The organism is Runella salmonicolor, from assembly GCF_024158025.1.
GTDB lineage: Bacteria > Bacteroidota > Bacteroidia > Cytophagales > Spirosomataceae > Runella > Runella salmonicolor.
This window is the reverse complement of the sequence record NZ_JAMZEL010000013.1, coordinates 64770-77676: the sequence shown is the minus strand read 5'-3', so window position 1 is coordinate 77676 and position 12907 is coordinate 64770. Positions and strand designations below refer to the sequence as shown.

The 12907-nt window shown below is 46.6% G+C and carries 9 protein-coding genes; 5 read left to right on the top strand and 4 right to left on the bottom strand.

The genetic code is table 11. The annotated features are described in order from the left end of the window. Positions 1 to 97 precede the first annotated feature (97 nt). Both NCI00_RS23790 and NCI00_RS23785 read right to left on the bottom strand, forming a co-directional pair. Positions 98 to 1051 (bottom strand): sugar phosphate isomerase/epimerase family protein, encoded by a 954-nt coding sequence (locus NCI00_RS23790; RefSeq protein WP_253531919.1) that lies wholly within the window; start codon positions 1049 to 1051, stop codon positions 98 to 100. An 84-nt stretch (positions 1052 to 1135) separates the two neighbouring features. After that, the gene (locus NCI00_RS23785; protein WP_253531917.1) at positions 1136 to 4003 is read right to left on the bottom strand and encodes a PQQ-dependent sugar dehydrogenase; all 2868 of its coding nucleotides are present in this window, start codon (positions 4001 to 4003) and stop codon (positions 1136 to 1138) included. 269 nt (positions 4004 to 4272) lie between these two features. On the opposite strand from NCI00_RS23785, the gene NCI00_RS23780 reads away from it, so the two are divergent. From NCI00_RS23780 to NCI00_RS23770, 3 genes are all read left to right on the top strand, one after another. Beyond that, positions 4273 to 4947, top strand: a complete 675-nt coding sequence (locus tag NCI00_RS23780) for a response regulator (protein WP_253531915.1) — start codon at positions 4273 to 4275, stop codon at positions 4945 to 4947. Continuing rightward, positions 4947 to 6350 carry a sensor histidine kinase gene (locus tag NCI00_RS23775; RefSeq protein WP_253531913.1) on the top strand — a complete coding sequence of 468 codons (1404 nt, stop codon included), beginning with the start codon at positions 4947 to 4949 and terminating at the stop codon, positions 6348 to 6350. The genes NCI00_RS23780 and NCI00_RS23775 overlap by 1 nt, the downstream gene beginning before the upstream one ends. Positions 6351 to 6475: 125 nt before the next feature. After that, positions 6476 to 7636, top strand: coding sequence for a trans-sulfuration enzyme family protein (locus NCI00_RS23770; protein ID WP_253531912.1), 1161 nt, complete (start codon positions 6476 to 6478; stop codon positions 7634 to 7636). A 51-nt stretch (positions 7637 to 7687) separates the two neighbouring features. Here the strand turns inward: NCI00_RS23770 and NCI00_RS23765 are convergent, their stop codons facing one another. Beyond that, positions 7688 to 8842 carry an alpha/beta hydrolase family protein gene (locus NCI00_RS23765; RefSeq protein WP_253531911.1) on the bottom strand — a complete coding sequence of 385 codons (1155 nt, stop codon included), beginning with the start codon at positions 8840 to 8842 and terminating at the stop codon, positions 7688 to 7690. Between the two features lie 12 nt (positions 8843 to 8854). After that, positions 8855 to 9616: a uroporphyrinogen-III C-methyltransferase gene (gene cobA / locus NCI00_RS23760; protein ID WP_253531910.1), complete on the bottom strand. Its 762-nt coding sequence runs from the start codon at positions 9614 to 9616 to the stop codon at positions 8855 to 8857. A 393-nt stretch (positions 9617 to 10009) separates the two neighbouring features. Here cobA and nirB point away from each other — a divergent pair, with 393 nt between their 5' ends. After that, a complete protein-coding gene (gene nirB, locus NCI00_RS23755) occupies positions 10010 to 12529 on the top strand; it encodes a nitrite reductase large subunit NirB (protein WP_253531909.1) in 2520 nt (839 codons plus the stop codon). A gap of 38 nt (positions 12530 to 12567) precedes the next feature. Beyond that, on the top strand, positions 12568 to 12906 hold the full coding sequence (nirD, locus tag NCI00_RS23750) for a nitrite reductase small subunit NirD (RefSeq protein WP_114460109.1): 339 nt from the start codon (positions 12568 to 12570) through the stop codon (positions 12904 to 12906). Position 12907: the final 1 nt, after the last annotated feature.

Sequence of the window (12907 nt, the reverse complement as noted above, 5' to 3'; positions counted from 1 at the left end):
ACCAGTATTGATTTTATGGTTTACGCGTTGTGTAACTTACGACAACTCCAATAAATAAGAAACTCAAATCCAACGAAAGTGTTTCAAATTGAGACAATTACGCAGTTAATTTTTGCAAGTTGGCAAAACTCGTCGCGATACTTTCAAAGGGGCTTGCCGCCATGTCTTGCTCCACAAAGTAGTATTTCAGGCCTGCATTTTTGGCCCCTGCAAAAATCTTTTTGAAGTCTACGACCCCAGTTCCAACCTCTACGGGCTTTTTAAGTTCTTTATCAATGTCTTTGATGTGCCAAAGTGGAAAACGACCGGGCTGCTGTTTGAACAATTCTACGGGATCAAGGCCCGCTTTTACTACCCACGCCATGTCCATTTCCATCGTTACAAGGTCAGGGCTGGTTTGCGACAAAATCAAATCATAGGGCGTTTGGCCTTCTACTTTGTCAAACTCGGTGGCGTGATTGTGATACGCAAAACCGATACCCGCTTTTTTGCAGGCTTCACCCGTTTTGACAAATACTTCAATAGATTTTTTGATTTCATCCAACGTCCCCACGGGCGTAGATGCGCACACCAAATAACTCAACCCTCCTTCGGCGGCTTCATCTACCAATTGTTGGTAATTTTCCAACAAATTCAGTCGTTTGGGCATATTAGCTGGCATTTGGCGCGGTGGCGCACCTGCCGCAGCCGCGCCACCTCCTGCGGGGGCACCTGCCTGAGCGGGTCGCGGACGAAAAGGAGCACCTCCTACGTGGTGGGCGCGCCAAGTCATTCCCAAATCTTCCACTATCTTTTTAAATTCTTTGGGCGAATAGCCATAATACCCGTCTTTCATGCTGAAAGCAGATTCGATTTCTTTATAACCAATACCCGCTACTTTTTCTAACGAGCCTTTGGCATCGTCAGACATGGCTCTGAACAGCGTAAACAGCTGCAAACCCGGGCGCGGTAATGCTTCTGGGGCCAAAAGATTTTTCGCCAACGCGGGTACGGCCAAGCTTCCCAATGCCAAAGCACTGGTATTTTTAAGGAAAGTTCTGCGATTTTGCATAGTTGTTCGAGGTAATAATCCTGAATTGATAAACCAGAAAGTCAGTCGCCGGACAGTACGCCCGACGACTTTCTAGCGGCACTTTTATAGGTTAGTAATTGTATTTTGAAACTGAATCGAAACCACCGACATGACGATTTGATTCGGCTGTGCATTGGGATTTTTGAACACAAAATACACATCGTGCACGCCCTCTGTGGCTTCAATTTTGGCCACGGCCTGCTGAGCCCCGCGCCGAGCTCTTGCGGCTGGGTCAGTGGCCGCCTGCCCCTGCGTACGTTGTGCATTTGCGGCAGGCGTTCCTGCGGCAGGCGTTCCTGCGGCAGGCGCCGCTGGTGGTGGTCCAAAAGAGGGGTCTTTGACTTCTACGGGCGATGTTTTTCCGATTAATTTACCCGTTGGAGAGCCCAAACGAATTTCTACCACACCACCAGAAGCACCCACACGCGTGGTAGCTTGGGCCAACACTTCGATTTGTTTAATACCTGTCAAGTCCAATTGGGTGTATCCAATGTAGGAGTCATTACCAATCAAATTGAATGATTTTGAAGGTGTTATCAACAACTGCGTTCCTTTGCTCTTCTCTGCTTTGGCGGGGTCGAGCGAAGGGTTGCGCAAGTGCAAAATATTCTCCGACATCAACGGCGACAACAATTTTGTTCCTCGGTCGGTGTAGGCTGCGCGCAACACGTAGCTTCCGCGCCCGTTTTCTCCTTCAGGTACTTTGGTAGTATAAGCACCTGCGGTTGGCAACGACTTAGCCTGCAATGGTTTTTCGCCTAGGCTCATGATGTATTTAACCATCGTTGCGGCATCGTTTTTAGAAATTTGTGGGTGGGCGCTCATGGCGTGGTCTCCCCATACTCCCCCACCGCCAGCAATGATTTTATTGGCTAATTTTTCAGGAGCAGCGGCATCACCTTTGTATTTCTGTGCAATGTCTTTGTAGCTGGGGCCCACAGATTTTTTATCAACAATGTGGCAGGATTTACAATCGCTGGCACTTATGAGTTTGTAGCCCGTCGAGAAGCGCGCCGAGGCATCGGTGCCCCGGTAGTTGGAGGCAATTTCGATGGGGTCAAACGTATCGGGCATGTAGTCGATATTGACCGCTACCTGAGTGGGAATGATTTTTCCATTTTCCAAACTACCATCCTCTTTATCGCTTACCTTTACTTTATACTCAATACTTTCGTTGGGAAAAAAGAAAGATTTATTGCCTTTGGTTACTTCCAATGCCACTTCGGGGGCTTCGTTGCCCGCCTTGATTTCTAGCGTACGGCTGTTTTTGGCTCCTTTAGGGTCAGTTACCGTCAAAGTAGCTTTGTAGGTACCCGGTTTGTCGAATGTTACCACTGGATTGGGTTGCGTAAGCGTTTTAAAAACACCCGCTTTGGAGGTAATTTTCCACTCATATTTCAACACATCACGGTCAAAATCCTGCGTTCCTTCCGACGAAAACGCCACTTTGAAAGGCACCGAACCCGCCTTTTTGTCGGCGGTTGCTTCTACCATCGGGGTACGATTGCCTGCGTTGTATTCAATTTTTACTAAGCGTGCATTGTCATTCCCTCTAAACCACGCACTTCCATATTCCAACACGTACAAATCTCCGTCGGGGCTGAAATCTATGTCGATGGCACTGCTAAAGTTTTCGCTGGGCATAAACCGCTCCATAGATTTATAATCGCCGTTTTCGTCCATCGTTACGGCCATAATCCAGCCGCGCATAAACTCCACCATTAGCCACTTGCCTTCATAATAATCCGGAAAAGGACGGGGGGCATTTTTGAAATCAGCTTTTCTGAAAACGGGTCCACCCGTAGCGCTCCGCCCCGAACTTCCTACCAACGGAAACTCCGTAGAATTGGCGTAGGGATACCATACAAATGCTTTTTGAGCAGGTGGCAATTCCCGCAAACCAGTATTGTTGGGAGAATCGTTGATGGGCTTGGCAGGGTCAAATTTTGAGTCGGCTTTGAGTTTATTGGTTTCAAAATCCCAGTCTGCGTACACTTTATTATCACCAATAAAATAAGGCCACCCAAAAAAGCCGGGACCTTTCGCTTGGTTGAATTCATCATATCCACGTGGTCCGCGCGGTGAATCCTGCGAGGCGTCGGGACCTACTTCACCCCAATACAAAAAGCCAGTTTTGCTGTCGATGGTCGGGCGCCATGGGTTGCGGTGACCCATAGTATAAATTTCGGGGCGGGTTTTGGGGGTACCTTTGGGGAATAAATTCCCTTCGGGAATCGTGTAAGTTCCGTCAGCCTGTGGCCTGATTCTCAATATTTTACCACGCAAATCGTTGGTATTGGCCGCGCCGCGCTGGTCGTCCCATGTGCTTTGCTCGGGGCGCTCATCAATGGGGGCATAGCCGTCGGAGTTACTGTTACTGGTATTGTTTCCAGTGGTTAAGTACAAATTCCCAACTTTATCAAACACCATTCCGCCACCCGTGTGGCAGCATTCTTCGCGCTGGGTCGTGACCTCCAACATCACTTTTTTGGAAGATTCCACCAATTCATCGCCTTTCAATTCCCAACGCGCCAGCACGTGCTTTTTATCCGTTGGGTCGGCATAGTACATATAAATCCAGTTGTTTTTGGCAAAATTAGGGTCGGCAATCAAACCCATCAAACCCTCTTCTGCTTCGCGCACTTGGCCCTGCCGATTGGTATATTTTGTGTTGACCGGAATCGTGGCCAATACGCTCACTTCCTTGGTTTTGGGATTATACGCTTTTAAATTTCCTTTTCGCTCCACGAACAACACCCGCTTATCGGGCAAAAAGGTCATTTCCATGGGTTCGTCCAATTTTTCCGTCAAAATGCTTTTGGTAAAGCGGTTTTCTTCAGGAGGTGACGATTGGCTGTAAGTAACGGTTGCCGCGCCTAGTGCGATTAGACCAACGGCTCCCAACTTACGAAGAGAGGTAGAGAAATACATACGCAAGAGAAATTTGTAGTTTTCTTAGTAAAATTATGACGGATTTCACTCAAAGATAGAGGCGATAGTTTGTATCAAAACAATACATTAGACAAAAAACGATAAGTTGCCGATGATTAACGGTTTTTAACCGACCGTTTGGGTTTTGTGATTTCATATTGTTCATATTAAAAGGCAGTTAAAATCCAGCGTAAGGCTTTCGGTGAAAAAATCTTATCTTTAAAATTGGAGTCGGAATGAAAAACCACCATTTACTTAATTGTTTGTATATGAAAGTTTTAGTTGTTGAAGACGAGCCAAAACTGGCGGGGTTTATAAAAAAAGGACTTGAAGAGCAAGCATGGGAAGTAGATATAGCTTTTGACGGACAAATGGGCAGTAGTTTAGCCCTTTCAAATCCTTACGACGTCATTGTTTTGGACGTTAATCTTCCTAAAATGAACGGTTTTGAGTTGGCCGCTCTGTTGCGCAGGGAAAACATCCGTACTCCAATTCTGATGCTGACCGCCCTCGGAACCCTCAATGATAAACTGGCGGGCTTTGAATCTGGTGCAGATGATTATTTGGTGAAACCCTTTGAATTTCAAGAGCTTATTGTTCGACTCCGAGCGTTACAGAAACGAAATTCAGAAAGCGGACCCACAACCAATGTTTTAAAAATCGCCGATTTGGAATTAGACCTGAATGAGCGAATAGCACGGCGCGAAGGGCATCGTATTGAACTGACAGCCAAAGAGTTTGGCCTGTTAGAATATTTTATGCGCAACCGTGGTCGGGTGGTTTCACGGGTAGATATTGCCGAAAAAGTCTGGGATATACATTTCGACACTGGCACCAATACCATCGATGTTTACGTTAATTTTCTGCGTAAAAAAATCGACAAAGAGTTTTCGCATAAGCTGATTCATACCGTCGTTGGCATGGGATATATTCTCAAAGAATAATGAAAAGAATACTGGACGTTCCGCATTGGAATGAGAATATGAACATTCGGCTGCGCCTCACGCTTCTCTTTGCGGTGTTGGTTGCTTCCATCATGCTGGCCTTTTCGTTGTCTGTTTACTATTTATACAATCAATTTCGAGAGCAAGAATTTAACAAACGCTTGCGCGACAAAGCCTTGACCACGGTTCGGCTGTTTGAGGATGTGGGGGGAATCACCGAAGAACTTCTACACGACATCGAACGCAACGACCTCACTACGATGTACAAAGAGGAAGTGACGGTCTATGATTCCAACAACAAAGTAGTTTATGACAGTGGGAAAGAGCCCTACATCATCACCCCTCAATTGCTGGCTCAAGCAAGAGAAGGAATTGATTTTAGTCTTCGGGATGGCGAAAAAGAAATCATTGGCGTCAGGTACGTAGACAAACGAAAACAGGTGCTGGTCGTGGTTGCGTACGCAATTGATGTGTATGGATTCAGTAAATTGGAAAGGTTACGTAACATTCTTATTACGGGTTGGGCGGTTAGTTTGCTGCTGGTTATTTTGGCAGGATGGCTTTTTGCGAGCGATGCTCTACGGCCTGTTTCGGATATTATTGAACAGGTAAAAAACATTTCAGCCCGTAATATCCACGAACGCCTCAAAGCCCGACGTCATAAAGATGAATTGGGGCAATTGGTGGCCACTTTCAATGATTTGCTAAGTAGATTGGAGGAAGCTTTTAGCTCACAGCGCAATTTTGTTTCACACGCTTCGCACGAATTACGCACCCCACTCACTATCATGATGGGGCAATTAGAAGTAGCTTTGCTTCAGAAAAGAACCGTCGAAGACTACCAACAAACCATCAAAGAGGCCATTGAAGAGGTAAAGAAAATGCGCGATTTAATCAATGGACTACTAGAACTTGCCCGCATCAACAATGACATATTTCAGTTGCATTTTCGTCCGTTAAATATTGATGATTTGTTGTGGCAGGTTCGCGAATCGTTGCTCATCCAATTTCCTGACTACAACATTCAAATCGAGTTTGATGAGTCGCAAGAGGAAGAAACAGAATTTAAAATCAAGGGCGATAAATCACTGCTTCAAATGGCTTTTCAAAACATCATGGCAAATGCCTGTAAATACTCAGAAGACCAACGCGTTAATGTGTCATTACTGGCCCATTCCGACACCATACGTATTTCTTTTACCGACCGGGGCATCGGTATTTCGGAAGAAGATTTACCCCATATTTTTGAACCTTTTTACCGGGGTGATTCTAGTAAATCTCGTAAAGGACACGGTATCGGGCTGGCCCTTACCCAACGAATTATTCAACTTCACAACGGCAGTATCAGGGCTTTTTCTCAACTCGGAAAGGGCACCCGCTTTGTCATATCTCTCCCCTTGTAATCCCAACCCCGAAAGCCATTGCTCTCCTACGGTTGGATATTTCTGTCAGCAGTAGCACTAATAATTAACGTAGTGTTCTATTTTCGCATTTTCATCGGGATGTTACTGCGATAAATTCACTTTACATGCACTATTCTCATATTATCAACGAGCTTGCCGAAGACCGCGAGCAGTACTTCAACGCCGTTAGCCCGCCGATTGTCCAAACTAGCAATTTCGTTTTTAATGATTTTGCTTCTCTGCGCGCGGCTTTTGAAGATGAAATGTCGGCCTACTTGTATTCTCGGGGCGTGAACCCAACGGTCGATATTTTACGCCAAAAATTAGCCGCCTTAGACGAAGCTGAAGATTGTTTGGTCCTAAACAGCGGCGCGTCGGCCATTTTTTGCGCGGTAATGTCCAATGTTCAGGCTGGCGACCACATTGTAAGCGTTCACAAACCCTATACGTGGGCCTGGAAATTGTTTGACAACATTCTGCCCCGGTACAATGTTTCGACCACTTACGTTGACGGTACGCTGATTGAAAATTTTGAAGCTGCCCTGCAACCCAACACTAAAGTGATTTATTTGGAATCACCCAATACCCTGACTTTTGACCTGCAAGATTTGGAAGCGGTGGCTCAACTGGCCAAATCGCGGGGCATTGTCACCATCATTGACAATAGTTACTGTTCCCCATTGTTCCAAAAACCGCATCGCTTTGGCATCGATTTATCCCTGCAATCGGCCACCAAGTACATCGGCGGGCACTCAGATACCGTAGCGGGTGTTTTGACGGGCAGTAAAGCCATGATAAAGCAGATTTTTGACCGTGAAGCCCTCAATACGGGTGCATTTGTATCTCCGTTTAACGGTTGGTTGCTATTAAGAGGCTTACGGACGTTGCCCATTCGGCTGAAACATATTTCGGAAAGTACCCAAAAAGTGGTCGCTTTTTTGAAAAATCACCCCGCCATTGAGCGCGTTTATTTTCCACTCGACCCTGATTTTCCGCAGTATGAATTGGCAAAAAAACAAATGACCGGGGCTTGTGGTTTGGTGACCATTGCGCTCAAAGTAGAACGATATGACCAAATTGAGAAATTTGCTAAAACCCTGAAACACTTTTTATTAGCAGTAAGTTGGGGTGGCCACGAATCACTCATCATGCCCAAATGCGCAGGCCTACACCCCGAAGAATTTAATGCCAAAAATCCAGAACACCGTCTGGTACGGCTTTATATAGGTCTGGAAGAAGTTGACTATCTGATTGAAGATTTGAAACAAGCACTGAATGGTTTATAAGAAAATCGCGGTGTCGGACGGTTTAAAACCGTCTGACACCGCGATGCAGTACTACTTCAACAGCGCCATCACCGCCTCTTCACTAGCCACAGCATTGGTAGGACGCGGATGGGCTTCATTAAACACTTCAAGGTCTTTGCGGTCGAGGAGTTTGGCGTGACTTTCGTCAATGCTACCGTCGGCTTTGGTTACTTTCGAAATGTCCAATTTTAAATGCTTGGCTAAAAAACGATACGCTGCCGCACGTTTTGAGGGGCCATAGTCGTGCTTTTCGTTGGGCAGGTGTACATTTTCAACCAAATTTTCTTTGCCATATAATCCGTAGATTTTTTGTAAATGTGGATACTCCACCTCTGGATTATTTTTGGTCCAGTCGGCACCGTCCGACACCAACAACATGGGCCGCGGGGCCGCCAATGCCGCAATTTCTACGTTATTGGTTTGAAAGCCCCCTTTTTTATGAACGGGCATCCCACTTTCACACACACAACCGCCGAAAAAATGCGCCGACACCATCACCACTGGCACCGAAACTTTGATACGAGGGTCCAACGCCGTGAGCATAAAAGTCTGCGTTCCACCGCCCGATTCTCCCGTTACCCCTACCCGGTTTTTATCAATATTGGGTTGTGACAATAAAAAATCTAACGCTCGAATGCTGTTGATGGTCTGAAGTTTAAAGGCTTTGGGGATTTTGTGCGTGCTCAGTTGCGAATCGCTGTACCCAATCATATCATAAGCAAACACCACCGCGCCCATGCGGGCCAGATTGGCGCACCTAAACTGCATCGGTTCCAGAAAACGCGCATCTGGCTTGGCGGTATGCCCATGCGGACACAAGACCGCCGCAAAAGGGCCTTTTTGGTTCAGTGGTTTATAGAGATTACCCGTTACATAATACCCATCTATGCTCTCAAATGCCACATTTTCAATGGTATACCCATCCATTTCTCTCCGACTGTGAATCATCGGCTTTGAGGAAGGGCGCGGAGGCATTTTTTGCAATTCACTGCCTTCCAAAATACGATTCCTGATTTGTTGCGCTCTGGTTTCCCATTCTTGTTTGGACGCAGGAACGTGCTGCCCCAAAAAATCTTTTCCCTGAGGCTCGGTAAAATACGCACCTTGACAAAGTTCAGGCGCCGCTTGGGCATACGAAAGCTGACAAACCACAGAGGTAGTAAGCAATAATAAAAGGCGTTTCATACAGAGGGGTTTTTAGTAACCCAAAGCCGAAAGCACTTCTATTCTACCTTTTTCATAAGAGGGGTGCAGTCGTACTACTTCGCCGATAACGATAATTGCGGGATTGGCCAATGCCTCTTTTTCAACGACTTCAATGATGGTATCAACCGTTCCCAACCCTATTTTTTCTTCGGGATTACTGCCATTTTGGATGATGGCTACGGGCGTATCGCCTTTGCCAGCCCCAGCAAGTTCAGCCACGATTTGTGCCAAATGCTGCATTCCCATCAAAATCACCAAGGTAGCGGAGCTTTGCGCCGCTTTGCCTACATCTTTAGAAAGTGTATGATTTTTTGTGGTTCCGGTCAATACCCAAAAACTTTCGCTCACCCCACGGCACGTCAGCGGAATTCCCGCCAAGGCTGGTACAGCAATACTGCTTGAAATGCCCGGCACAACGGTTGTTTCAATACCGAAATCTTGGGCAAAAGCAATCTCTTCATAGCCGCGTCCAAACACAAACGAGTCACCGCCTTTGAGTCTGACCACGTGGCCGTAGTTGAGGGCATAATCTACAATGAGCTGATTCAAATCTTGCTGGACAAATTCACAACGCCCGCGACGCTTGCCAACAAATACGATACGGGCGTGGGCTGGCGCGTACGTGAGAAGTTCGGTAGAAACAAGGGCATCGTACAATACCACATCTGCCGATTGAATGGCTTTAAGTCCTTTGAGAGTGAGGAGCTCAGGGTCTCCTGGACCTGCTCCCACGAGTGTTAATTTTGGTTTCATCGTTAATCCCGTTTTAAAAAAATGAATACTTCCAGAAACAGGGCCGCCACCCTTTGTCTACTCAGTATTTTCTGGACCTACTTTTAATGCTTACACAAACGCTTTTTGTACTTTATAAATACTTTATTGAAATATTATTTTGCTAAGTAGCTATTTTAAAAAATATTTATTCAAAAATAGCAAATTTTGAGAAATTAAGTATTATTTTTAAGTAATAATTTAAACAACACTACTATTTTTGCAAAAACAACATTCAATAATATCTATTTTATTATTCTTTTTTGCAAAAACAACAATTTTCAGTTTTAAGGTAAAACAAGTATTAATTTAACTATTTTAATAAAAAGCAGTAAATAACAAAGAGTACTTAGGGATTCTCAAAACAACATTTTCATGGCACAACCTCAAAAGGTAGTGGTAGTAGGCAACGGAATGGTAGGCTATAAGTTCTGCGAAAAGTTGCTGAATAAAGCGGGTGGCGGCTCGTTTTCTATCACGGTAATCGGCGAAGAACCTCGGCCAGCGTACGATCGGGTTCATCTTTCCGCTTATTTCTCTGGCACGTCGGTCGACGAGCTTACAATGGCTCCCGCAAGTTGGTACGCCGAAAACGGCATCCAACTCCTCACGGGCGAGTGCGTATTGCACATCCACCCCGAAGCGCATTACGTCATGACCCACACTGGGCGAAAAATCGAGTATGACAAACTCATTCTCGCTACGGGCTCTTCGGCGTTTGTCCCCCCCGTACCCGGCGTTGAAAAAGAAGGTGTCTTTGTCTATCGCACCATCGAAGATTTAGATGCCATCATAAGTTATGCGCAGGGAGCTGGCCGAGCGGCGGTAATCGGAGGCGGGCTTTTGGGGCTAGAAGCCGCCAAAGCCACCCTCGACCTCGGCCTCGAAACGCACGTTATTGAGTTTGCTCCGCGCCTCATGCCACGGCAATTGGACGCCGCTGGGGCAGGAATGCTCAAACGTAAAATGGAAGCCTTGGGGATTCAAATTCACCTTAATAAAAATACGGCGCATTTTGAAGGCGAATCCAACGTAAAAGGGCTTGCCTTTGTGGACAATACCTCGTTGGAGGTAGACATGGTGGTGGTTTCGGCGGGTATTCGCCCCCGCGACGAGCTGGCCAAACAAGCTGGTTTGGGCGTTGGCCCCCGGGGTGGAATCATGGTCAACGACGAACTGCAAACCACCGATTCCGATATTTATGCCATCGGCGAATGTGCATTGCACAAAGGAATGATTTACGGGCTAGTAGCGCCTGGCTACGAAATGGCCGAAGTAGTAGCCAATAACCTCACGCTGTCTGTTACCAAAAAAGGAGATGTGAAATCCTTTCACGCCTTTGATATGTCGACCAAACTTAAATTGATTGGGGTCGACGTAGCCAGTTTCGGGGAGCCTTTCTGCGAGCATACACCCCACGACACCATCGTGGTAGAAGATAAACTCAAAGGTATTTACAAACGCCTCAACGTAACCACCGACGGAAAATACCTCTTGGGCGGAATTCTGGTAGGCGAAGCAGACAATTATAATATGCTGCTTCAAATGGTTAAAAATCAAATGATTTTACCGCCCAACCCAGAAGACTTGGTCATGCCCGTTCGCAAAGGCGAAAGCGTTGGTGCAGGCATGGGTGTAGCTTCCTTACCCGACGACGCAAGCATTTGTTCCTGCGAAAACATTACAAAAGGCACCATTTGTGAAGCCATTGAAGGGCAGAATCTGGGAGATGTAGCGGCCATTAAAAAATGTACCAAAGCAGGTACGGGTTGCGGAGGCTGCGTTCCGATGCTATCGGATTTATTGACCGAAACCCTCAAAAAACAAGGCAAAACGGTCAAAAAAGTACTGTGTGAACATTTTGACTACTCGCGCCAGGAAATGTATCACCTCATCAAAATGTCGGGTACGCGTACCTTTGATGAAGTGCTAGAAAAACACGGCAAAGGCTGCGGCTGCGAAGTTTGTAAGCCCGCAGTAGCTTCCATGCTGGCGAGTATTTATAACGACGTGATTGCCAAGCAAGCCGTTATTCAGGACACCAATGACCGGTATCTAGCCAACATTCAGCGCGGCGGAACGTATTCGGTTGTACCGCGCGTGCCTGGAGGCGAAATCACTGCCGACCAATTGATTGCCCTCGGAACCGTTGCTAAAAAATACGACCTTTATTGCAAAATCACTGGCGGACAGCGGGTTGATTTATTTGGCGCACGCGTAGAGCAACTTCCTTTTATTTGGGAAGAACTGATTGACGTGGGCTTCGAAAGTGGGCACGCCTACGGCAAAGCCCTGCGCACCGTAAAAAGCTGCGTTGGCAATACGTGGTGCCGTTTTGGCGTGCAAGACGCCGTAGGGTATGCGGTCAGAATCGAGAATCGTTACAAAGGAATTCGTGCGCCCCATAAACTTAAGAGTGCGGTGTCGGGTTGTACCCGAGAATGCGCCGAAGCACAAAGCAAAGACTTCGGGATTATTGCGACCGAAAAAGGCTGGAATCTGTACCTCTGCGGCAACGGAGGCATCAAGCCCCAACACGCCGTGCTTTTTGCAAGCGACCTCGACGACGACACCTGCATCAAGTACATCGACCGGTTTTTGATGTTTTATATCAAAACCGCCGAGCCACTCCAACGCACCGCCACGTGGTTTAACAAACTAGAAGGCGGGCTGGAGTACCTACGCGACGTAATTATCAACGACAGTCTGGGGATTTGTGCGGAGCTGGAAAAAGAAATGGAGTATTTGATTGAAACGTACCATGATGAATGGCGAGTGGCCGTCGAAACCCCCGAAATACGGGCGCGTTTTACCCACTTTGTCAATTCGGAAGAAGCCGACCCAACCCTTGAATTTGTAGAAATGAGAGGCCAAAAACGTCCGTCGGACTGGTAAAAACAACGTTTCTAATCATCATTTATTCGACAATTCTCATGACAACTCAACATACAACTTGGTTTAAAGCGGCCCCGATATCAGCGTTTCCCGAAAATGGCGGAGCCTGTGTAAAATACAATGACCGGCAAATTGCGGTGTTCCATTTCAAACAATTAGACAAATGGTATGCCACCGACAACGAATGTCCTCACAAGCACCAGATGATTTTGAGCCGAGGGATGCTCGGCGACCAACAGGGGCATCCTAAAGTAGCGTGCCCATTTCATAAAAAAACCTTTTCGCTCGAAACAGGCCTCAACCTGCAAGGCGAAGACTATTGCATCAATGTATACCCCGTCAAAGTAGAAGACGGATTCGTTTTTATTGGCGTCTAAA

Excerpts from the sequence above, each read along its gene's own strand:
- NCI00_RS23780 (WP_253531915.1), top strand. The coding sequence starts at position 4,273 with ATGAAAGTTTTAGTTGTTGAAGACGAGCCAAAACTGGCGGGGTTTATA.
- NCI00_RS23765 (WP_253531911.1), bottom strand. The coding sequence starts at position 8,842 with ATGAAACGCCTTTTATTATTGCTTACTACCTCTGTGGTTTGTCAGCTT.
- nirB (WP_253531909.1), top strand. The coding sequence starts at position 10,010 with ATGGCACAACCTCAAAAGGTAGTGGTAGTAGGCAACGGAATGGTAGGC.
- NCI00_RS23775 (WP_253531913.1), top strand. The coding sequence starts at position 4,947 with ATGAAAAGAATACTGGACGTTCCGCATTGGAATGAGAATATGAACATT.
- cobA (WP_253531910.1), bottom strand. The coding sequence starts at position 9,616 with ATGAAACCAAAATTAACACTCGTGGGAGCAGGTCCAGGAGACCCTGAG.
- nirD (WP_114460109.1), top strand. The coding sequence starts at position 12,568 with ATGACAACTCAACATACAACTTGGTTTAAAGCGGCCCCGATATCAGCG.
- NCI00_RS23790 (WP_253531919.1), bottom strand. The coding sequence starts at position 1,051 with ATGCAAAATCGCAGAACTTTCCTTAAAAATACCAGTGCTTTGGCATTG.
- NCI00_RS23785 (WP_253531917.1), bottom strand. The coding sequence starts at position 4,003 with ATGTATTTCTCTACCTCTCTTCGTAAGTTGGGAGCCGTTGGTCTAATC.
- NCI00_RS23770 (WP_253531912.1), top strand. The coding sequence starts at position 6,476 with ATGCACTATTCTCATATTATCAACGAGCTTGCCGAAGACCGCGAGCAG.